The organism is Dyadobacter sp. 3J3, from assembly GCF_009801115.1.
Lineage (GTDB): Bacteria > Bacteroidota > Bacteroidia > Cytophagales > Spirosomataceae > Dyadobacter.
In genome coordinates, this window is sequence record NZ_VTOL01000007.1 from 343,685 (window position 1) to 365,664 (window position 21,980).

The 21,980-nt window shown below is 39.2% G+C and carries 18 protein-coding genes; 10 read left to right on the forward strand and 8 right to left on the reverse strand.

Annotated elements, in window-relative coordinates; genetic code table 11:
• Positions 1 to 34: 34 nt before the first annotated feature.
• From FZF08_RS17180 to FZF08_RS17195, 4 genes are all read left to right on the forward strand, one after another.
• Positions 35 to 973 (forward strand): M20/M25/M40 family metallo-hydrolase, encoded by a 939-nt coding sequence (locus FZF08_RS17180; protein ID WP_159470947.1) that lies wholly within the window; start codon positions 35 to 37, stop codon positions 971 to 973.
• 62 nt (positions 974 to 1,035) lie between these two features.
• Positions 1,036 to 2,586, forward strand: coding sequence for an alpha,alpha-trehalase TreA (gene treA, locus FZF08_RS17185; protein WP_159470949.1), 1,551 nt, complete (start codon positions 1,036 to 1,038; stop codon positions 2,584 to 2,586).
• A 3-nt stretch (positions 2,587 to 2,589) separates the two neighbouring features.
• Positions 2,590 to 3,087, forward strand: a complete 498-nt coding sequence (locus FZF08_RS17190) for a YdeI/OmpD-associated family protein (protein WP_159470951.1) — start codon at positions 2,590 to 2,592, stop codon at positions 3,085 to 3,087.
• A gap of 129 nt (positions 3,088 to 3,216) precedes the next feature.
• Positions 3,217 to 4,005, forward strand: a complete 789-nt coding sequence (locus FZF08_RS17195; protein ID WP_159470952.1) for a PhzF family phenazine biosynthesis protein — start codon at positions 3,217 to 3,219, stop codon at positions 4,003 to 4,005.
• 56 nt (positions 4,006 to 4,061) lie between these two features.
• On the opposite strand, the gene FZF08_RS17200 is transcribed toward FZF08_RS17195, so the two are convergent.
• Positions 4,062 to 4,943 carry a DMT family transporter gene (locus tag FZF08_RS17200; RefSeq protein ID WP_159470954.1) on the reverse strand — a complete coding sequence of 294 codons (882 nt, stop codon included), beginning with the start codon at positions 4,941 to 4,943 and terminating at the stop codon, positions 4,062 to 4,064.
• Between the two features lie 73 nt (positions 4,944 to 5,016).
• Here FZF08_RS17200 and FZF08_RS17205 point away from each other — a divergent pair, with 73 nt between their 5' ends.
• A complete protein-coding gene (locus FZF08_RS17205; RefSeq protein WP_159470956.1) occupies positions 5,017 to 6,426 on the forward strand; it encodes an OmpA family protein in 1,410 nt (469 codons plus the stop codon).
• A gap of 706 nt (positions 6,427 to 7,132) precedes the next feature.
• Here the strand turns inward: FZF08_RS17205 and pth are convergent.
• Positions 7,133 to 7,693: an aminoacyl-tRNA hydrolase gene (pth, locus tag FZF08_RS17210; RefSeq protein ID WP_159470958.1), complete on the reverse strand. Its 561-nt coding sequence runs from the start codon at positions 7,691 to 7,693 to the stop codon at positions 7,133 to 7,135.
• Positions 7,694 to 7,982: 289 nt separating this feature from the next.
• On the opposite strand from pth, the gene pyrR reads away from it, so the two are divergent.
• Entirely contained in the window at positions 7,983 to 8,522 is a 540-nt protein-coding gene (pyrR, locus tag FZF08_RS17215; RefSeq protein WP_159470960.1) for a bifunctional pyr operon transcriptional regulator/uracil phosphoribosyltransferase PyrR, read from the forward strand.
• 186 nt (positions 8,523 to 8,708) lie between these two features.
• Here the strand turns inward: pyrR and FZF08_RS17220 are convergent, their stop codons facing one another.
• Positions 8,709 to 10,262 carry a hypothetical protein gene (locus FZF08_RS17220; RefSeq protein ID WP_229216577.1) on the reverse strand — a complete coding sequence of 518 codons (1,554 nt, stop codon included), beginning with the start codon at positions 10,260 to 10,262 and terminating at the stop codon, positions 8,709 to 8,711.
• A 162-nt stretch (positions 10,263 to 10,424) separates the two neighbouring features.
• On the opposite strand from FZF08_RS17220, the gene argS reads away from it, so the two are divergent.
• The 4 genes from argS to FZF08_RS17240 all read left to right on the forward strand — a co-directional run bounded on the left by argS (position 10,425) and on the right by FZF08_RS17240 (position 14,290).
• On the forward strand, positions 10,425 to 12,203 hold the full coding sequence (gene argS / locus FZF08_RS17225) for an arginine--tRNA ligase (RefSeq protein ID WP_159470963.1): 1,779 nt from the start codon (positions 10,425 to 10,427) through the stop codon (positions 12,201 to 12,203).
• 99 nt (positions 12,204 to 12,302) lie between these two features.
• Positions 12,303 to 12,887 (forward strand): glutathione peroxidase, encoded by a 585-nt coding sequence (locus FZF08_RS17230; RefSeq protein WP_159470965.1) that lies wholly within the window; start codon positions 12,303 to 12,305, stop codon positions 12,885 to 12,887.
• A gap of 116 nt (positions 12,888 to 13,003) precedes the next feature.
• Positions 13,004 to 13,378: a DUF5618 family protein gene (locus FZF08_RS17235; RefSeq protein WP_159470967.1), complete on the forward strand. Its 375-nt coding sequence runs from the start codon at positions 13,004 to 13,006 to the stop codon at positions 13,376 to 13,378.
• An 18-nt stretch (positions 13,379 to 13,396) separates the two neighbouring features.
• Entirely contained in the window at positions 13,397 to 14,290 is an 894-nt protein-coding gene (locus FZF08_RS17240) for a 1,4-dihydroxy-2-naphthoate polyprenyltransferase (protein WP_159470969.1), read from the forward strand.
• 13 nt (positions 14,291 to 14,303) lie between these two features.
• On the opposite strand, the gene FZF08_RS17245 is transcribed toward FZF08_RS17240, so the two are convergent.
• The 5 genes from FZF08_RS17245 to bla all read right to left on the reverse strand — a co-directional run bounded on the left by FZF08_RS17245 (position 14,304) and on the right by bla (position 21,962).
• Complete coding sequence (locus FZF08_RS17245; protein WP_159470971.1) at positions 14,304 to 16,073, reverse strand: SGNH/GDSL hydrolase family protein; 1,770 nt, start codon at positions 16,071 to 16,073, stop codon at positions 14,304 to 14,306.
• A 287-nt stretch (positions 16,074 to 16,360) separates the two neighbouring features.
• Entirely contained in the window at positions 16,361 to 16,810 is a 450-nt protein-coding gene (locus tag FZF08_RS17250; RefSeq protein ID WP_159470973.1) for a DUF4920 domain-containing protein, read from the reverse strand.
• A gap of 78 nt (positions 16,811 to 16,888) precedes the next feature.
• Positions 16,889 to 20,359, reverse strand: coding sequence for a gliding motility-associated C-terminal domain-containing protein (locus FZF08_RS17255; RefSeq protein ID WP_159470975.1), 3,471 nt, complete (start codon positions 20,357 to 20,359; stop codon positions 16,889 to 16,891).
• A 21-nt stretch (positions 20,360 to 20,380) separates the two neighbouring features.
• Positions 20,381 to 20,998, reverse strand: a complete 618-nt coding sequence (locus tag FZF08_RS17260) for an ABC transporter ATP-binding protein (protein WP_159470977.1) — start codon at positions 20,996 to 20,998, stop codon at positions 20,381 to 20,383.
• A gap of 49 nt (positions 20,999 to 21,047) precedes the next feature.
• On the reverse strand, positions 21,048 to 21,962 hold the full coding sequence (bla, locus tag FZF08_RS17265; RefSeq protein ID WP_409012663.1) for a class A beta-lactamase, subclass A2: 915 nt from the start codon (positions 21,960 to 21,962) through the stop codon (positions 21,048 to 21,050).
• Positions 21,963 to 21,980: the final 18 nt, after the last annotated feature.

Consider the following 21,980-nt stretch of genomic DNA (forward strand, 5'->3'; position numbering starts at 1 on the left):
GTTTTAATCTTTTAAAAGAATATTAATTTACCCAATGAAATATCCCCTGTCACTCCTTCTTACACTATTTACATTAAAAACATTTGCTCAAACCCTCATCCCTTCTCCCGAAAATATTTCAAAACATGTTTACGCATTAGCCTCTGACAAAATGAAAGGCCGCGGTACAGGCAGTAAGGAAAACTTCAAAGCTGCGGAATACGTCATCAAACAATTTAAAAAATATGATCTCAAACCTTTGGGAACAGATGGTTTCAAACAATCATTTATCGCAAAAGTAAAACGCGTTGTAGTTCCGGACAGTTTACGAAAAACCGAGAATATCATTGGTTTTCTGGATAATGGGGCTGAATATACCATTGTTATCGGGGCGCATTTTGATCACCTGGGAATGGGAAAACAAGGGAGTTCTAAGGACGAACATCCCCAAGATAAAATTCATAATGGAGCGGATGATAACGCTTCCGGAGTAGCGGGATTGATCGAACTGGCACGTTATTTTTCAGGTAACAATGTTACAGAGCCTTACAATTTTCTCTTCATCGCGTTTGGTGCTGAGGAACTGGGACTTCTGGGATCAAAACATTTTGTAAACAATCCGACACTGCCGTTGAATAAAATCAATTTCATGTGTAATATGGACATGATCGGGCGTTATAACCCAGATCGGGGTGTTGGAATTGGCGGCGTTGGAACCAGTTCGCAGTGGACAGGGATTTTTGAGAACGTGAAAGGTAACGTTAAGTTTTTCACGGATGCTGCCGGAAGTGGTGGATCAGATCACGGATCGTTTTATGCAAAACAAATTCCGGTTCTGTTTTTTCACACCGGTGGTCATGATGATTATCATAAACCTTCTGATGATGCGGAAAAAGTGGATGTAAAATCAGAAGCCGCTATCATCAACATTGAAATAAAACTCATAGAAAACGCTATGAAATTACCTAAATTGAACTTTACCGAAGTGAAATAATTTGTTTTGCTCAATTGGCCCCGATACTATAAATAAACTGTGAACTTTTAATTATTCAGGATTTGTTCGGATTTGTTGCACCCTCAGTTACGTTTGGTCAATCACTGACATCTCCGGAAGAGTTGTTTGGCTCGCTATTTAACGATGTTCAAAATGGTCATATTTTTAATGACTCCAAAACCTTTGCCGACTGTATTCCAACAGAAGATCCGGTACTAATTATTGAAAGATACTATCAGCAAAAAAATGATCCGGAGTTCAATCTGGTTGCGTTTGTAAATCTTCATTTCCGGATTCCAAAAGAAATGAAAGTTGATTTTATTCCGGATCCTGACCTCACAACTGAGGAACATATCCGTAAATTATGGCCTTATCTTACCCGACAACCGGAAGATCAGGAACGAGGAGGCTCATTAATTCCTTTGCCTCTACCCTACGTTGTGCCGGGAGGACGCTTTCGGGAGATCTATTATTGGGACAGTTATTTTACGATGTTGGGTTTAAAAGAATGCGGAAGGGTTGATCTGATCGAAAACATGATCAACAATTTCGCTTATCTTATTAACACTTTCGGGCACATACCTACAGGAAACAGGACTTATTATCTGAGCAGGTCGCAGCCTCCTTTCTTTTCCTTGATGGTAAGGTTGTACAGCGAAATGGAGGGGAAAAAGATATTGAAAAAGTATTTACCCCAAATGAAGAAGGAGTACGATTACTGGATGGATGAGGGAAATTGCGAAAGTGGTGACTTTAATTGTAATCGTCGTGTAGTCCGTTTTCCCGATGGCGCCTTACTGAACAGATATTGGGATGATAAAGCCACGCCAAGACCTGAAGCTTTCCGTGAAGACGTGGAACTGGCCGAGGAAGCTTTTGAAAAACATAACGTATCCAAAGAATCCATTTATCGTCATTTGCGCGCAGCAGCAGAATCTGGCTGGGATTTTAGCAGCAGATGGTTCGCAGATGAGAGCGATTTTTCTACTATTCAAACGACAGATATACTTCCGGTTGATCTGAATTGCCTTATGCACCATTTGGAAAAAACATTGGCCGAAGCATATTTGTTAAACGAAGAATTTGAATCGTCCCAGGATTTTGAATTGAAGGCAAAAAAAAGATGTGAGGCTATTAATACCTATTTTTGGGACAGTAATCTGAATTATTACATGGATTACAATTTCGCAAAAAAAGAGCAGTCAAAAGCAATTACGCTGGCAGGATCTTTTCCATTGTTTTTTAAATTGGCACGAAAACAGCAGTCACATTATGTAAGGGCGTACATTCGGCTAAATTTTATGCGTTCAGGTGGTTTGCTAACTACAAAATTAAAAAGCGGACAACAATGGGATGCGCCAAATGGCTGGGCGCCTTTGCAATGGATTACGTACAAAGGCCTGCGGAATTATAATTTTCACAAAACTGCCAATGAATTGAGTGACGAATGGCTTTCTTTGAATGAAAAAGAATTTAAGCGTACTGGCAAAATGATGGAAAAGTACAACGTATCTGATACCAACCTTGAAGCTGGCGGAGGTGAATACGATGTACAGGAAGGTTTTGGCTGGACTAATGGCGTTTATTTGCGTATGAAAAACAGAAGAAGATAAAATATGCCTGTCCTTTTCAAATCCAAAATTCACCAACTTGAACACCTTGCCGGAACAAGGTATTTACTCGTTCCCCATGAAATTGTAGAGAAGCTTGGCAACTCCTTTTCTATTCGCCTCTGGTGTACGGTTGACGAAAAAATAAAGTGGCAATGTGGTTTGGTAGCTTTAGGTAACGGCGATGCTTATATAAGCATTAATGCCCAGCGGATCAAACAACTAAAAGCAAAGGAAGGTGCGCCATTTACGGTAGCTTTGGAAATCGATGACAGCGAATATGGCCTGGAAGTTCCCGAAGAGCTGAAGGAATTACTTGATCAGGATGAAGAAGGAAACAGACGTTTCAATATGCTGGTAGCCGGAAAGCGACGTTTTATTATTCGTCATATTACAGGAGTTAAAAATAGCCAGCTTCGAATTGAGCGCGCTGTGACACTAATTAAAAACCTCAAAAGACTACCGGCAGGAAAAGAAGGTTTTAAAGAAATTCTGGGTAAATAAATATCAAACAGAATCAGGGCATCATTTATCTGATTTTAATATTAATCTTGAAAAATTCCATACCCGACTACGTTTAATCGAAAAAAAAATTAATACCTTGGAATAAATTAACACCTCGATCCTAATTTCATGAAACTGAATATATACCAAATAGACGCATTTACGGATCAGCTTTTCTCTGGAAATCCAGCTGCGGTAGTACCTCTGGAAAACTGGCTTCCTGATGAAACGCTTCAAAGTATTGCAGCGGAGAATAATCTGGCTGAAACTGCATTTTACGTTCCCAAAGAAAATGGCTTCCACATTCGCTGGTTTACGCCGTTGCTTGAAGTTGAGCTTTGCGGCCACGCCACGCTGGCGGCAGGTTATGTGATCTTTAATATTCAGGGTCACGAAGGAGACCTTATCAAATTCGAATCGCTTAGCGGCGAATTAACGGTTCATTGTAAAGATAACTGGCTCACATTGAACTTTCCGATTGATCCTTATCATATTGCCGTTCCGCCACCTGCCCTGATGGAAGGGCTAAAAGATACTTCAATTTTGGAGGTATATAAAGGAAAAACGGATTATATGGTCGTACTTGATACCGAAGCGGAAGTACGTGATCTGGATTTTGACATTATCGTCCTTTCTACAATTCCTGCACGTGGTATTATAGTTACAGCACCAGGGGATGATGTTGATTTTGTCTCAAGGTTTTTTGCACCGCAATCCGGTGTTGACGAAGATCCCGTAACAGGTTCTGCACATACAACCCTGATTCCTTATTGGGCTGAAAAACTCTCAAAAACGGATCTTACAGCAAAACAGCTTTCAAAACGTGGTGGCTTTTTAAAATGCGACCTAGATGGCGAGCGTGTCAATATTGGCGGCCAGGCTCGTCTTTATCTGAAAGGTGAAATTGAAACTGAATAATCAGGTTTAATCTGATTTTAAAATAGTCATTTATTGTCTTCCGGGTCAATGAATGACTATTTTACTATACTTTGTAATTTTGATCTTTGCCCGGCATACAATCCCGCAATTACGAGGACCGTTCCAATAACCGTATAAATGGTAACAGGCTCGTCCATCAACCACCAGGCAAAGAAAAATCCGAAAAGGGGGCATAAAAAAAGCCATAAAGAGGCACGAACCGTATCAAGCCTAAGCAGATAAAACCAGCATATCAAACCTACTACGGACACGGCCAGGCTTAGCCATAAAACAGCGCTCCAAAATGTCAGATCCCAATTGGTTGCGCTAAAATCACTAAAAGTAATGGTGAAAGGCAATAAAAACAGGCCTCCCAGCATCACTTGCCAGCCATTAATGAGCAAATTAGGCAATTCCCATTTAACACTTGCATAGTACACACTTGCGGCTGAAACGGCAATCATACTAATAAAAAGTAAAGAAATCCCGGTTACCGTGGTGAAGCTATTTTTCAATAAGGGATAGGTTGCAATTGCTACGCCAGTCATGCCCAACATAATGCCTATCCATTCCGCTTTTTCAGGTTTTCTGGAAAGCCACCAGCCAGATAATAAAACAATGATCAGTGGATTTGTCGAAACCGCAAGACTTCCGATTCCGGCAGCCGTATACTTCATTGCACACACGTATAAGCCGAGATACAACGTTGTATTCATAAATCCGAACAAAGCAAGCTGCTTAAATTCGCTGCGATTTGGAAGACGGTATACCGGTTTTTTTTTAAACACGTAAGAAAAACCGAGCAGCAGTATACCAGCAATAAAAAAACGAACGTTTGCTAATATTAAAGGAGAAGCAGACTGAACACCAAACTTGGTTGCGACCGAAGCAGAAGCCCAGAGAATGGAAAAGACAAGACCGATCAAGAAATTTTTCACTTTAAACCATAATTATGTTTCAAAAATACAAGAAGCATTTCGGCTTCGATCTCTCTTTTTCATATTTTTGAAGATGATTAGTAAAAAAAATGCGAAATGGCTTTTAATAATTCTTCTTTTTAGTCATTACTACGTTCCCGCTTTTTCACAGACCCAGTGGACTTATGACTTCAATAATGGCCTCTCTCCTATGGAAAAAGGAGGTCCTCTTTTGCATAAACTCGGGCAATCAGGTCAATTAATCAAAGAGAAAGTTCCGGGAAGCGGTGAAAAAGGCGTTCCCGAAATTATCAGGACCGTGTATCAATTTGAAAAAAATACAGGATTACAATTTGATAATAAAGAAGCCAACGGATTTCTCAATAAATCTTTCACGATTGAAATTTATTTCAAACTAAACGAACTGGATAGCTGGAAACGCGTTCTGGATTTCAAAAACCGCAAGAGTGATTACGGAAGCTACATCTATGACGGGAAATTAAATTTTTACGATTTTGCCATAGGAGAAAAAGCACCTGTAAAAGCCAATCAATACATCCATTACGTTTATTCGCGCGACTTTGATACAAAAGCGATTAAAATGTACGTCAATGGAATTTCAAAAGTTGAATTTAAAGATCCCGGCACCGAAGGCGTTTTAGACAATGAACAGGTCTTGAATTTCTTTCAGGATGATCTTGTTGCAAATCATGAAGCAAGTGCCGGTTCTGTGGCTTTAATCCGGGTTTATGACCGTGTTATGACGCCGGTCTTTATTCGCAGAAGTTTCCAGACAATCAGCAGGTCACCAAAAGAAGTCATCGCTGAAATTGAAGCTGTAAAAGAAGAGACTAAGCCGGTTGAAAAAGAAACTCCCGTTATAAAATCAAATCTTGTACAGGTTACCGGGAAAGTTTTTGAAGGAAAAAATCTTGCTGCCATCGAAAATGCGGATGTTTCTGTTCGTAAAACAAATAATGATTCACTGGTTGCACAAAGCAAAGTTCATAATGGAGCATATGCCTTCCAACTGAAACCGCATGAATCATACCAAATTTCAGTACAAGCCCAGGGTTACCAAACAAAGAATATTCCGGTAAGAACTACAAGCAGGGCAACAGAAGTTAAATCGTTGATTGGCCTTAGCCCGGAAATTTTTGACTCGCCTCTGGCAACTTTATTATTTACACAAAGTACAGAAACACTTGAAAACCAGGCAAAAATGCAACTCGATTCGATGATCTCCTATTTTCAGAAAAGGAATGATCTTAAAATCATGTTGAAAGGCCACACAGATAACATTGGAGATTTTGATAAAAATCTTTTGCTTTCGAATCAGCGCGTGCAGGTTGTTAAAAATTATTTATTGGAAAAAGGAATTGCCAATGAGCGCATTCAAGGTGTAGGTTATGGATCAACCAGACCCAACCAAAAAAATCAATCGGAAGAATTGAGAAAATTAAACCGGCGTGTCGAAGTTTGGGCAGAGCCTTTAAAAAGATAAAGCCATCTCATAAAGACGGCTTTATACTGACTATTCCTAAACCCTTAACCTTTTCTTATCTTTATATTCACCTGAATTGCAGAGTTTTAAATTAAACTACCATCCAGGTTAAATCATTTTTTCTATTTTAAATAACAAAGCTGTTTTTCAATAAAAAAATTCACTTTAAAACTTGCTTAGCCAATTTATTTTAAACTGCTTCAAAAAATTTCATCTATCAGTCTAAAAAATCTATTTCTTTGACGGTACTTCATTACATAAAGTCACACCCTTGTCAATAATACTCCAATTTATTTTCTAAACAAAATCAGATCTTTACTGATTGAATATACGAAGCAAATTGAATTTCAGTTCCAAGCTAAACAATTATGATTCAAATTTTATTAAGCGGCTTCAAAACTTTTAAAACCAGCTTACATAATTCCAAAACAAAGTCGTTACTTAGGATTATTAGTATGCAACTTCATTGATTTGTTCAACTCTTAACCTCATTAATCGATATACAAATATCACAATAAATTTTGATATTACAAATTCTATTAAAACAACAAAACAAAATAATGTTTGGAATAAACGATTAAAAAAAAAGTCTACTTCATCATTTTTAGCACTTTATGAAACAATAAATAGAATATTATTCCAACTAAAATAAAAAAACCAAATAAATTACATTCTTAAAATATTTATATATCTTAAAAAAGTGCAATCATTGATTATAATTATTCATCGCATATTGTATACCCAAAGTACAAAACGAAATAACCATATCACCGGCAGTATCCAGGAAAATTGGTAATTCATCCATTTCTTCTTTGGAAAATGCTTTTAACACATAATCTACTTGCCTTCCTCTGGGAAAATTATTTCCAATACCAAATCGCAATCTTGGATATTCAGAAGTGCCCAAAATTTCCTCAATGTTTCGCAAACCGTTATGTCCGCCATGGCTTCCTTTTGGTTTAATGCGTAATGTTCCAAAAGGTAATTGAAGCTCATCAACAATAACCAGCAAATTTTCCTTGGGTATTTTGAACTGATCCATATAATAACGGATTGCTTTGCCGCTCAAATTCATAAAAGTGGTCGGTTTAATAAAATAAAACTGCCTCCCTTTATGTTTCCATTCCGCTATAAATGCCAGTTTCTCAAAAGTAAACTTGAAATCATTTTGTGCAGCCAGTCTGTCAAGCACCATGAAACCTATGTTGTGTCGCGTAAATGCATATTCAGGACCAATATTCCCAAGTCCTGCGATCAGGTATTTCATTCGTGTTTTTATTAAATTATTATGATCTGCGAAAAGATAAAAATGAATGTGGCAGATCGTTATTTTTATTACTTATTTCCAGATTTTCCTGAAATGATAAATTAATGCTTCAAAATTAAATGAATAAGCGCTAAGAAAGAAAATAACTTATTCTACGACTTTTTATTTCAGTTAATGAAAGCATAATATTATATGATTCTTTGTAGGCTATTTGTACAAATTGCCACGAAAAGTTTTACATTTCATAAATGTGAGCTTAATTTAGGCTTTAATTCAGTAAAATTACAAGATGTCCATCAAACGACTTATTTTAAGCAGCCCTCTGTTAGAGATCATGACCAGCCGGTTGTGTCAGGAACTTATTGAAAATCATCAGGATTTCGATAATTCCGTTATCATGGGCCTACAGCCAAGAGGAATTTTCTTTGCAGAACGTGTTGTTGCTGAATTACGGGAAAGGACGGGAAAAAATATTCCGCTCGGTCATCTTGATGCTACTTTTTACCGGGATGATTTTCGCCGCCGGGACTCCCCTCTTCTTCCCAACAAAACAAATGTTCCTTTTTTGATAGAAGGTAAACGTGTTATTCTCATTGACGATGTTTTGGCCAGCGGACGGATGGTTCGTGCAGCATTGGATGCTATGACAGCGTTTGGAAGACCAAAAATGGTTGAACTTATGGTACTGATCGATCGCCGCTACAACCGTGAATTACCAATAGAACCGGACTACGTTGGTATGAAAGTCAGCACACTTGAAAGCCAGCGCGTGCAGGTTGAATGGAAAGAACAAGGTTTTGAAGCTGATCACATCTGGATGGTAGATTAATAATGGTTAATTGTTAAGGGTTAATTGTTAATGATTCGCTCATTGCCGATTACTTGGATCCGGATCTTCCAGATTAATATTAATACCTTATTAAAAAAATTATAATTCTTTCCAATAGAACAATATTTCATAATCTCGTCGACGCCTGCGCAACCCCATTAACAATTAACCCTTAACCATTAATAATTATCTAGGTACATCATTGCTTTCACGGTTTTCAGCTTTTTGAATTCCTTCGGTTTTGTATGTCAATTTATTGATGTAGAAAACTTCACGTCCCAGTCCGACAGTTGACGGTCCGACACGCTGCATACCGTAGGCCAAAAAATACTGCCCATACCACGGCGCCAGATATGCATTTTCGTTCGTGAGCACTTTATCAGACTGCGATTTGGCTGCTATATCGAATTTTTCATTTTCCACAACCACCTTACCTCTGTTGATAACTTCGGTATGGATAGTACCTTCTTGTGGATAAGCCAAAACAAAATAGTCGTTGACAGGCGTCAGCTGAACCATTTCCTGTAACTCGAAACTGTTCAGGTCTTTAATAGGTATGCAATTATCCCATTTGAATTTCCCATTCCGGTCGAATCCGCATACGATAGCATGTGTATAACGATAGCCTTCGATACTCCTGCCCGAATAAGGCCTGTTAATTCCATTTGTTATGATCGGCGATCCCGCCCGCTGATTGGGATAATACACTTCGGCTACCAGTACGATTTCATCTTCCGTCTGGATTAACTCATGTACCAGCAAGCGGTAACGGAAACGATTTTCCTTCCCCAGACTTTTGCGTTTGCCAATACGTTCCATCACCCGCTGGCGGCGTTTTGGTTTCATAAAATTGAAAAAGTTCTGAAGCTCCGAAAACTCGATAAACTCCGGTGTATCCGGTTCATTATGCGTAATATGCGTAATGTATAGTCCTTGAGAATAAGGTGTACAGCCCACGGAATAATTCCCGATCAAATAAGAATCATCCGGATTCAAAGGAACGATTTGCCCCGAAATAAAACTGTTTTTCGGATCGCTTAACGAAGTTTTCTTTAAAAGTCTACCCTCATAAGAATATGTTTTTATTTCGAAAACACAGTTTTTTTTACGATATGCATACGTGATCACATTGATGATTCCATCCTGCTCGTTAATATCAACATTGTTAAGCTCTGTATTTTTTTCATACAATCCCGGTAAAACTTTGGAAGTATGGTCAAAGAAAGAATGCACTACAACCACAGGACGGGAACGGTGATATCCGGCTATAACTGCTTTGCTTCCAATTACTTTAAACTGGTGAACATCAATCCCTGAGAGAAGATCGCCCTTGAACGTTTCAATGGCTCCATCCAAAAAATTCATTTGGATAAAAAGGAAATGATCTGTATCAGGCTGTGCAAAAAGCCAGTAACCATGATCTTGTCCCTGATGAGCCATGACAGGAGTGTAACGGTTATCTAGTTTGTAATTTATTTTCCAAACAGGATTCAGTGAAATATCGTATTTGGTAAATTCCCATGTTTCGTTACGGTTTCCGATAAAATCATCTCCGCGAACGAGAGAAATGAGCCCTCCGTTCCCCAAAGTAAAAACTTCAAAAACCTCAGAACGGGAGGAGCTTGCAGGTATCTCAAGACGATCAGATTGTTCTAATTGTGCCCAAACCCTGGAAGGTGCAGTCAGCCAAAATTGAATGATCAGACAACTTTGAATCACAAATAGTAAACGGTTCTTCATAAGTTCTTGGTCAGGGGTGTAAGTCTGTTCAATATTTACCCTAATTTTGCATCAAAACGAATAATATATCATTAATATATAAATATTTTTATTCAAATAAAAACTTAGATGATTGTTATGCCGATTTTATAAACAATCATAAATACTATAAAAACAATATTCATGACGATTGAAGCCATACTTAAAGCAGACATTCAAAAAGCGATCCGGAAAAATTTCGATATCCTGGTCGAGGATATCCTTTTACAACCTACGAAAAAGGAATTTGATGGATTTTATACCTTTGTAACCTTTGCTTTAACAAAAGCCACACGCCGCGCCCCTGCCGAAATCGGGCAGCTGATTGCTGCTGATCTTGAAGCAAATTCTACAATTGTAGATAGCTGTAATGTTGTTCAGGGATTTTTGAATATAAGCTTAAATGATGAAACCTGGCTGAAATTATTTGCTGAAATTTTATCAGATCCCAATTATGGAGATTCTCCGGCGAACGGACAGTCTGTAATGATCGAATTTTCGTCTCCGAATACTAATAAACCTTTGCATTTAGGGCATTTGCGCAATGATTTTCTTGGGGATTCACTTTCAAGAATTTTGAAAGCCTGCGGATATGATGTTGTAAAAACCTGTCTGGTAAATGATCGTGGAATCCATATCTGCAAATCCATGCTTGCGTACCGCGAACTGGCCAATGGAGAAACGCCGGAATCGTCCGGCTTAAAAGGTGATCATTTGGCAGGAAAGTATTACGTTCTTTTTGACAAAGAATATAAAAAACAAATTGGTGAGCTGGTGGAAAGCGGCATGACTGCAGAAGAAGCTGCAAAAAAAGCACCGTGGATTCTGGAAGCGCAGAAATTGCTTTTATTATGGGAACAAGGTGATGAAGAAACGGTTGCGCTTTGGAAAAAAATGAACAATTGGGTTTATGATGGTTTCAACCAGACATACAATCAAATTGGCGTAAGTTTTGATAAAACATATTATGAGTCAAATACTTATGTTTTAGGGAAAGATATTATTGAAGAAGGATTACAAAAAGGTGTTTTCTTCAAAAAATCAGATAATTCGGTCTGGATTGATCTTACCGGGGAAGGACTTGATGAAAAACTGGTTTTGCGCGGTGACGGAACTTCCGTTTATATCACTCAGGATATTGGTACTACGGAATTAAAATTCGCTGATTTCCATAATGACCGTTATCTGTGGGTTGTTGGAAATGAGCAGGATTATCATTTTAATGTTTTGTTTGCCATTCTGAAAAGATTAGGCCGTCCGTACGCAGACGGTTGTTACCATATCAGTTACGGTATGGTGGATTTGCCGTCCGGTAAAATGAAATCACGCGAAGGCACTGTTGTAGATGCTGATGATCTTGTAAACCAGATGATTGAAACGGCTGCAAAACGCACACAGGAATTAGGAAAAATTGATGATTTTGACAGCGAAGAGGCTACTGCTTTGTATCATACGCTGGCACTGGGTGCATTAAAATATTATCTTTTGAAAGTTGACCCTAAAAAAAGAATGCTTTTCAACCCGGAAGAATCCATTGATTTCCAGGGACATACAGGTCCATTCATTCAGTATACATATACCCGAATGCGTTCCATTATGAGAAAGGCGGAACAATCCGGAATTGAAATTCAAACGCCACCGGCAAATTATGAATTACACCAGGTTGAACGTGAACTGATTTACACTTTATCTCAATTTCCGTTACGTGTTCTGGCTGCGGGTAACGAATTCGCGCCTTCGGTTGTGTCTTTTTATATGTATGAACTAGCCAAAGTTTACAACCAGTTTTATGCCGAAGTCTCCATTTTTGCGGACAGCGATCCGGTAGCAGTAAAATTCCGTATTGCTTTATCGAAGGTGGTTTCAGAAACAATTCATAAAGGTTTGGGGTTGTTAGGAATAAATGTACCTGAAAGAATGTAAAAGTATTTTTTTACGTTAATTTTATAGTGAAAACAAGCACTGTCAAAACAACATTTTTTCTAAACTTTTTTTATTCCAACTTAACCAAATTGATTTGTTATGGCCTTATTAAAATCAGTACTTATTATGATCACAACGTTGTTCACCGGCATCTTCGCCGATAAAAGCGAAACTGCTGTAAAACCGGCGGAAACTATGGTTGCAAAACAAACTTTGTACGACTTTAAAGTAAAATCTCTTGTTGGCGAGAAAACCATTGATTTGAGCAAATACAAAGGTAAAAAAGTTGTTATCCTGAACGTTGCTTCAAAATGCGGATACACGAAACAGTATGCTGACTGGGAAAAATTCAACAAAGATCACGGCGATAAAGTTGTTGTATTAGGTTTCCCTGCTAACAATTTTGGTGGCCAGGAACCAGGTACAAGCGAAGAAATTGCTACTTTTTGCTCAAAAACATACGGTGTTTCTTTCCCGATGTTTGAAAAAGTTTCAGTACTTGGCGCTGATCAGGCTCCAATTTACAAATGGCTGAGCACAAAAGAATTGAACGGATGGAACGATAAAGTTCCTACCTGGAATTTCTGCAAATATGTGATCAACGAAAAAGGAGAATTAACAAACTTTTTCGCTTCGAAAATATTACCTACTGACGCAGAGTTTTTGACTGCTGTTGGTATCTAAGCAGCTAATAGCAATTGGCATTTAGCTACTAGCTTAAAATCAACAAAATATAAGTTAAATATATCGTATTAAATGTTTGTTAATACTTAATTTAAGCTTATATAAACACACACTAAATGAAAGAAATACTTGAAGCCCAAAGACACATCGAAAATGCAATAGACATCCTGAGTGAAAAAGCCAGAAAAGAAAATGGATATTATCAGGATCGTAAATATGTAAAAATAGCTGGTCACACAGCTTATTCCGGTGTACTTGTAGCATTGGATGCCATTTTAGGTGATAAAAAGAAAGGCCGGAAAAGTGTGGAATGGTATAAGGAAGAACTAGCCAGATTGGATAAAAAGATCCTTTCTTCATTTCTTGCCGCTTATGACACTTTACATTTGGCAATGAGTTATGACGGAAATTTAAGTTCCAAAGTAGCTAGTGCAGGTCTTGAAGACGCAGAGAAAATAATTGCCTGGGCTGAACAAAAAGCCCAGGCCTGATTTTAAGCTTATAGTAAAATGAAATTTTGGATAGAAGCAGCCCGGCCCCGTACATTGCCCCTGGCGCTTTCATGTATATTAATGGGCTGTTTTTTAGCAGCATCAACGGGTCAGTTTAGCTGGCCCGTTGCTTTGTTAAGTGTTCTTACAACCACACTTTTACAAATACTTTCAAACTTTGCCAATGATTACGGCGATGCCGTCAACGGAAAAGATACCGAACTTCGTGAAGGACCAATCAGAGCGGTTCATTCAGGTAGTATTCCGGCTTCTACCATGCTGAGAGCAATTATTATCTTTGCCGTGCTATCCTTGGTTTCCGGTATCTCACTATTATTTATTGCGTTGAAAAATGCTCCTGCCAATACCTTCTGGGTATTTTTAGGAATTGGCATTGCGTGTATAATTGCTGCTATTACCTATACGGCAGGAAAACGGCCTTATGGATATGTTGGTCTTGGTGATTTGTCTGTTTTAATATTTTTCGGTTGGGTCGGAGTGTTGGGCAGCAGTTATTTGCATACGCATGTCTGGAAGTGGGATTTACTTTTACCAGCCACAAGCTGCGGACTTTTTGCCGTAGGCGTTTTGAATATCAACAATATCAGAGATATTGAATCCGACAGAGCTACTGGCAAAAATTCGATTCCTGTCCGCCTTGGAAGAGAAAAAGCGATTATTTACCACTGGGCAATTTTAAGCATCGGAATGCTTTGTGTTTTGATTTATACAGTTCAGCATTTTTCAAGTTACACCAGCCTCATTTTCTTGTTTAGCTTTCCTCTCTTTATCAAAAATGGTCTCGCTATTTCAAGATTAAAAAAGGCGAGTGAACTGGATCCATATCTTAAACAAATGGCGCTTTCAACATTGCTTTTTGTTATTCTTTTTGGAATAGGCGTCATTATTTAGACTGCCGTATGAATCATTTATTTACGAATGGTTCATATGCTTTTCCCAAAATTGAATATCCTTTTGCATTCGGATGAAGTCCGTCTGAAAAAAGTGTTTCATCAATTTTTCCATCCTTTCCAGTTAATATCAAACCGGGATCGACGTAATCTACATTTGCTAATCTCGTAAGTTCTTTCAATCTGGCATTCAGTTTAGTTACACGATCTTCCTGTTGTCTTCTTGGATAAATTCCAACCATGGATATCTTTGCATTTGGCTGACGGTATTTCATTGCCTCAATCAGCATTTGCCAGCCTGCCAAAATTTCCTCATCCGAGTTCATTTGCAGATTATTCGTACCAATATTTAAAAAAATTTGTTTGGCCATAAATCCGTCCAGCTCGCCGTGGTAAACCCGCCATAAAACATTTTCAATCCGATCCCAGCCGTATCCCATATTCCTGGCATTTGCACCAAACGTCTTATCCCATGATTCTGCCCCAGTCGCACGCGGTCCTTTTGGAAGTCCACCCCAGAAATGTGTAATGGAATTTCCAATCACAACAATTTTGGGCTGATCTGATTTGTTTGAATTAAGTATATCAAAATGTCTTTTTTCCCAATCATAATTCGCAAGTTCACGCATCTGCGTGCAGGGAATCGTTGTAGAAACCGTTCCCTTAGGTTCATGTAAAATTTCACGGATTTGTTTTTCATAAGCTTCTGCATAACGCATCATTCCCAAATCCGTAGGGTGCGTGCCGTCCACCATCGTTTCAATATCCTGATGAAAATCTTCCTTTTGAATTAAATAAATACTGGAAATACCTTCCGTTTTCAGCTGAGCAAAAGCCTCTTTTAAAATCACATTTACATCCTGATAACTTTTACGACTGACCGGATTAAGGGCTTCGTCGGTATAGCCGTCATGTTCTGCCAATACAATGGGCGTTTCTGGCCGTTTTGCCCTCAAAACACGCACACCATCCAAAAGTCTTTTCTTGATCTCATCGGCAGGAATATTGACGCTTGCAACAAGATTCGGGAGACAATCCAGAATGTAAATTTTCGCATCAATTTCAGAAACCAGATCAATAAGCTCTTTCTCCATCCTTCCGTTTCCTGAAAAGCCAAGATTAATTAATGGATCATCCAGTTTTCGACCCAGGATAGCTGTCCATGCCATACCCGGACGAGAGGCACAGGCACCTTGCGCGATGGAAGTCCCGTAAACCACAACTGGTTTGTCGGGCCTGACAGGCAGGGGCTCAAAGCGAGTTCCTTCCGGAACGCCAATTTCAAGCCATTTTACATTGTTGTATAGTGGCAAAAAAAGGCGGTATTCTCTTCCCAATCTATGAGTCAGATCAACCGGATCAATATTTTTAAAATTATAGGTTATTGTATCTCCAAAAGCATATTTCCCCGCACACCAGCGCCAGTCACCGTCGTTTGAAATTGCATACAAATCTACGCCACTCACACCTGTTGCAGGCATATGTGGCAGTGCCTGTTTTCCTCCTACTGTATAGCGAACTTTGATTTCACCCGAATTTGCTCTAAAACGGATCATCACACCCGCTGTCTGGGTTGCCAAATTCCAGACCTGCTCCCGGACAACTTTCTCGGCACGTGCTGGCAAACGATCATATTTATTCTTGACTTCATTAGGCCAGGCCTGGCCTTCCAAAACGGGAAACGAATTATTTGCAGGATTCCACCAGGTGACTGCGGTGGTCTGAGCCGATACAAAATGGCCGATAACAGCGAAGAAAAGGAAATAGAGGAATCTAGGTTTCATAAAAATGGAAACGGACACGGTTGGATGGTTACCAAAGTGTTCATTTCGGTGTTTCTTACTGGGATTATTTTGTTATTTGTTTTTTTGGTGAAGTAATTTGCTTTGATAGAGGCAGGAGCGTATTTTCTGATTTAAATCCTAAGGTTAAAACCCTGGATTAGTGTCGGTCAGAAAATCCTGAAGCAGCAAAAAATTAAGCCAAGGCCTTAGTCTTGGGCAAGTCGCCATGAAATATCCGACTTTAGCCATAGCCGCTATACTGCCGCCAGATTCTGTTTACCAAACTATTACTTCACCAAAACCCCATCTGCAATAAACGTCAACTCCTTTTTCGGTTCTGTAATTTTTGCAATTTCTTCATCGCTTTTACCTGCATCTTTCGCATAATGCTGCAAGTGTTCAACCGGAACCGTTTTCATCTGTGCTTCACCTTCAAAAACTACCGTTTTTCCGGCAATATCTTTTGGCACGAAAAATGCGTAGTCCTTAAACATAACACGCATCGTTTCACCATTATCCATTTTCACTTTCATCCAGCAACCCTTTACCTGGCAGACAGACTCCACCGTACCCGTAACCTTTGAAGCCATCTCTTCCTGGTTCCCCATTTTAGCGGGTAAAGCACTAGCTTGAATTGCTTTTTTGTCATTAATTTCCTTACCAAAATGAGCAGCAGTCTGTGCCTTGGCAACAGAAAAACCCGTCAGTATCAATAAAAATATAAATAGCTTTTTCATCTTTAACAGTTGATTATAAATTATTTAACCAATTATAAAATTAACATTTTTTGTTCAATCCCTAACAATTTCAGCAACCTATTCCAGAACCTCCAACCAGCCCTTACAGTGATTTCCGCCCGGTGTATCAACTACGTAAAAATACCTTCCGTTTACAATTCCCTTCCCCCAGTCATTTTTATAAATTTCGGATATATAAATACTTTTCCCCCAGCGGTTATAAATTTCAAGCGTAGATCCAGTTACCGGCACATAGAAAATATCATTTTTTCCATCACCATTTGGCGTTATCACATTGGATAAGATCAACGGTTCCTCAGCACTTATTTCCTTTGAAGTAGAAAGTGAGCATCCAGAAGCATTGTAGGAAGTAAGTGTTACAGTATATTTTCCGGGTGTTTCGTAACTGTAATCTTCAACATTTGCTGTGCTAAAATTATCGGTTGTGCCCAGATTCCATTCGAAGCGCTGAGCATTAGGCGTTTTATTCATCATCGAATATTTCACGGGTTTGTTACATTCTCCGCCTGATCTTACAATTTCAAAAACAGGAACGTACGTACGATCCACATTCACCGTTATTTGCCGTTTAGGCTTACATCCATTTGCGTAAATCCCCTGAACTGTAAATGTCGTTGTCTGATATGGACTTACCGAAACTGACTTCCCTGTTGTTTCAGTCAAAGTTGAATCACCCGACCAAAGATATTGCGCAGCATCACCAGAAGCGGTTAAGGAAACAGGCATTCCCGCACAGGCCGTAACATCCTGCGTCACCGAAAAATCTTTGTTTTCTTCTACAACCACAGTCACTTTCTTAGTAACCGAACATCCGTTTTGAGAACTTACTTTTACAGAATATTCCGTTGTTTTATCAACAGTCACTTTCGGAGTTGCACTTGAAGGATTGTCTAGCCCCGTCGCTGGTGACCACTCATATTTTGTACCTCCACTGACAATTAAAGAGATCGCTTTATTTTCGCACGTCACCGTATCACCCGTTATTTTTGCATTTACGCTTTCAACCGTAATAATTTTCTGGGCTACATCCATTCTTTTACAGCTCAGTTTGTTATACACAGTTAATGTTACTTTGTACTGCCCAGCCTCAGTAAAGGTATACGAGCCACCATCCTCTTCTCTGGAAATCCCGTTTCCGTTAACATCCCAGAAATATTCAACACCACCTTCACTGGTATTGACAAGATCCAGTTTCAGAGGCGCGCAACCTTTCAGTACATTTTTAGTTTCACCCTGATACACATCAAAATCAGCTTTCAATAAATCGATATCAATCTTAAAAGCTGCATTATTACAGTTAGGACTTTTATTTGTTCTGGACCAGGCCTGCGGTGTTGTAGGAAAAAAACTGCCGCCACAGGCGCAGGTTGCATGATAGATCATTCCGTTTTTATCAAACCTGCTTGTCCCGCCATCCACGTGATCGCCATGCGCTACGCCTGTTCTATCCTGACTTCCGAAAAAAGTGGCATACAATAATGATTTGGCATTTTGTTCCAGAATTGCGATATAAAAATTACTTCCGTTTGTTGTCGTCTGTATGGCATTTTCGGTGATGGCCATCCCCAAAGTACTACTAGCCTCATTATAGTTGGTTGCCCGATTAACATCTCCGCCCCATCCCGCCAGATATATATTCCCACATTCACTGACCAGAAAAGCAGTAGGTGAAATATCGGGTACACCGCGGCCCGAACCAATAACCGTAGAAAAAATGGTTTTGGACAAGGAATAATCGAGTGCGTGAACAAACTGCCCGCTGCCCGCATTGCTGTATATTCCGGTACTAACCGGATATTTTCCAAACGTCAATCCATAAACATACACATTTTCGTTAGGGTCAAAATCCAGAAGGTATCCGCCATCTTCCAAATTTGTTCCCATGTAAGTCATTCCTTTCAACCGGCCATCGCTGTAAACAGCTACAAAAGCATCCTCCTTACCACTTAATTTTGGCTGGTAACCAGTTGACTGCGTTTTCAGATCTGCACTTTGTGTTAAACCTGTTACAAAAACATCTCCGTTTTTAGCAGGTTTAGCAGAAAAGGCTGCGTCAAAACCAGTTCCACCGATATAAGTGCTCCACAGTAAACTATTCAAATTGGCAGAAAGCTTAAATAAAACACCATCCTGACGACCCGAAAGTTTGGTTTGATCTGCATTTATGACTGGAAAATCATCCGAATTTGTGGAAGAAACTACGATTACATTATCATCGGCATCCAGTTCAATTTCTCCGCGAAAACTGTCTCCATAATTTTTGACCTTTATACTACTATCCGTTGCGCTGATTCCATCATTATTCTTGCCTCCTACATAGGTGGAAGCGGTAAGCTGCGTTCCGTCCGCTGTGAGTGCGGAAATAAAGATATCACTGCCATTCATAAAGGCAAGTCCCCCCACAGGTACTGCAAACTGGCCACCACCAAATACTTTTTGATAAGCAGTCGCACCGACTGGAAAATTTGTAGAGCTGGTAGTTCCAAAAATAAATAATTGATTTTTACTATTGACAATCAAACTATTAGGAACTTCGGTATCATTACCACCAAGATAAGTGGCATAAATCAACTGACTTCCATCGGGTGTATATTTCAAAATACCAACATCCACAATGGCAGAAAACTTCACCTGAAATGCACCAACGGTAGCAGGAAATCCTGTACCAAAGACAGTTCCACCAGAATATAAATTACCTTGCGCATCATACGTTGCCGTATGTCCCCAGTTGTCCGCGACCGATCCTGAAAATGTTGAAAAGATCAGTTCCGGGTCTATGGTTAAAATCGCAGCATGATTGTAATCTTTTGGCAGGGAAAATTGAATGCGATTTCCTTCGGATAAAACAATCCGCGACGCTACGTCCTGCGATTTATTATTGATTGTCTGAAAAGAATATGGCTGGGCCTCCTTAAATTCTCCAACGGAAGTTTTTACAAGTGTTTGTCCGGATTCATTAACGGAAATATCAGTTGCACCTTCATATTTTAATTTGATCTGGGAAGCATCCGCCTGCGGATGAACGATAAACTCATATTTTAATTTGGTATCATAAATATAAATACGAAGGTCAATTCCTTTGTAAACATTTTCATAAATCACCTCTTCAAATGCTCCGGCATTACCCGCCCATTTTGATTTATCGTTTCCCAGAAAATAATTAAAAGTAGTCTTGACGGGATTTTTCGTGCTAAATTTGATTTCAGAACCGGCATTTTCAAATTTTACCTCAACACCATGCGCGTTGATTACAGGAGCAGTTGTCGGTAAAAATTTTGCATTGGGTGACGAAGGTTGCGAAATTGCTTTTCCGTGCATATCCGACACTTTGGAGGCATCGTAAAGTACATACACGATTGATTTATTTTTCAAAAAAAGAAACCCGCCCGGAATCTCTGTTCTAAATAAAATATCTGCCTCCCACTGTCCTTTATTCTGAACAAAATACATACCGCCACCGAACGAGGAAGTCATCGTTTCCAGGAAAACCAGAACCAAAATCAGAAGAAATTGTATAGTTTTCGTCATAGCCCGCACTTCTGTTTTATTCTATTTGAACGCAGAAACGTTAATGATATTTTCACAAAATTCATATTCCTGCTTAACATTCGAGCCTAGCAGAACAAGTTGTTTTTCAGTCGATTTTCGGACGTTATCAAGATACCAATTTATTCCGGTCACATCGAGATTTGTTGTAGGTTCGTCCAAAAAAATAATAGGGACATCCGACATAAAAGCCAGACCCAGCTTTACCCTTTGTTTCATCCCAGACGAAAAATGACGAATCACTTTTCCGCTTGCATGGGATAACTGGATAAAATCTTCGAAATCCTGACTGCAAATATTATTTTTCAGCGGCTTGAATTTCTTATGAAAATCAATAAGCTCACGCAATGTAAATTCTTCTATCAATTCGAGGTAAGGCGCTGCTATCACCAAATGTTTATACCATTGCTCCACCTCAATTTCCTGTCCTTGATGATTATAAATGATCGTTCCTTCCGTAGCCGGAGTCATGCCCGTAATCAATTGCAGCAAAGTAGATTTTCCACTTCCGTTAGGCCCTACAAAAGTGTACATCTGTCCTTGTTCCAACACAAAACTCGCCCGGCGAATGATCCATTCCTTCACGAATTTCTTTCCTATATTTTCAACTTTAATCCGCACAGTTTAATGATAGAGTGATTGAATAAGTGAATGACAGAATGGGCAGTCACTACTTTTTAGCAAGAAAATAATCGTAGGCCTGTTTTGAAATTTTAGCCATTACTGCATCACGGCTTTTTTCATCCAGTTTTGTGTGCGCTAGAAAAATAACGACCGCCACGTGTTCTCCGTTTGGCAAAGTAATAATACCCACATCATTGGAAGCGGCAGTTATTCCCTGCTCGTTCGTACCCGACATACCGGTTTTGTGCGCAACTTTGGTGTTTTTAGGCAATAAACCTTTGATTTTATTTGGACCCGTCGTAGTTTCCGTCATGGTTTTCATGAGAAAATTAGTACTGGCTTTTGACAAATTTTTGCCCTTGTAAAAAAGATCCAGCAACCGCAGCATGGCTCTCGGTTTGCACCAGTTCTTGAACTGCACATTCCAGGCTTTTGACATCTCCTCTTCGGTAGTTGCAATCGCGATACTTTTTATTCCCAAACTATGAATGTACTGATCCACTTTTTTAGGCCCGCCAACCAAACGGAATAATAGATCACAAGCATTGTTATCACTGTTTGCAACAGCATAACCAATCAATTCCGAAACTTTAATATCGACCTCCCCATTCGGATATTTTTCTCTTAATGGACTCCATGTTTTTGGAAGCAAATCCTTTTTGGTAACATGGATTTTCTGATTTAGAGATAATTTGCCCTTATCGACCTGATCAAGAACAGCCATTGCCAGCGGGAATTTATACACGCTTTGCATTGGATATTTATGTCCTTCATTGAACAAAAAAGTCTCCTTATCTTCAAGACTCATAATTGCGACGCCAACATCACTTTTTGAAGCTGTAATGATTTTATCAATTTCCTGACGAAATATTTCATGCTTTTTTTGTGCCGAAACATTCAGGCTACAAACCAGGAAAAAGGCAATTAGGCAAAAAGGTAAAGATTTGAAGTTTTTGTTGATGGTCATTGGTGTCTGTAT

What these genes read in the sequence shown, in the direction of transcription:
- FZF08_RS17195 (WP_159470952.1), top strand. Translation starts at nt 3,217, where the DNA reads ATGAAACTGAATATATACCAAATAGACGCATTTACGGATCAGCTTTTC.
- FZF08_RS17205 (WP_159470956.1), top strand. Translation starts at nt 5,017, where the DNA reads ATGATTAGTAAAAAAAATGCGAAATGGCTTTTAATAATTCTTCTTTTT.
- FZF08_RS17250 (WP_159470973.1), bottom strand. Translation starts at nt 16,810, where the DNA reads ATGAAAAAGCTATTTATATTTTTATTGATACTGACGGGTTTTTCTGTT.
- pyrR (WP_159470960.1), top strand. Translation starts at nt 7,983, where the DNA reads ATGTCCATCAAACGACTTATTTTAAGCAGCCCTCTGTTAGAGATCATG.
- FZF08_RS17230 (WP_159470965.1), top strand. Translation starts at nt 12,303, where the DNA reads ATGGCCTTATTAAAATCAGTACTTATTATGATCACAACGTTGTTCACC.
- FZF08_RS17255 (WP_159470975.1), bottom strand. Translation starts at nt 20,359, where the DNA reads ATGACGAAAACTATACAATTTCTTCTGATTTTGGTTCTGGTTTTCCTG.
- FZF08_RS17190 (WP_159470951.1), top strand. Translation starts at nt 2,590, where the DNA reads ATGCCTGTCCTTTTCAAATCCAAAATTCACCAACTTGAACACCTTGCC.
- FZF08_RS17245 (WP_159470971.1), bottom strand. Translation starts at nt 16,073, where the DNA reads ATGAAACCTAGATTCCTCTATTTCCTTTTCTTCGCTGTTATCGGCCAT.
- FZF08_RS17220 (WP_229216577.1), bottom strand. Translation starts at nt 10,262, where the DNA reads ATGAAGAACCGTTTACTATTTGTGATTCAAAGTTGTCTGATCATTCAA.
- FZF08_RS17240 (WP_159470969.1), top strand. Translation starts at nt 13,397, where the DNA reads ATGAAATTTTGGATAGAAGCAGCCCGGCCCCGTACATTGCCCCTGGCG.
- FZF08_RS17180 (WP_159470947.1), top strand. Translation starts at nt 35, where the DNA reads ATGAAATATCCCCTGTCACTCCTTCTTACACTATTTACATTAAAAACA.
- argS (WP_159470963.1), top strand. Translation starts at nt 10,425, where the DNA reads ATGACGATTGAAGCCATACTTAAAGCAGACATTCAAAAAGCGATCCGG.
- pth (WP_159470958.1), bottom strand. Translation starts at nt 7,693, where the DNA reads ATGAAATACCTGATCGCAGGACTTGGGAATATTGGTCCTGAATATGCA.
- FZF08_RS17235 (WP_159470967.1), top strand. Translation starts at nt 13,004, where the DNA reads ATGAAAGAAATACTTGAAGCCCAAAGACACATCGAAAATGCAATAGAC.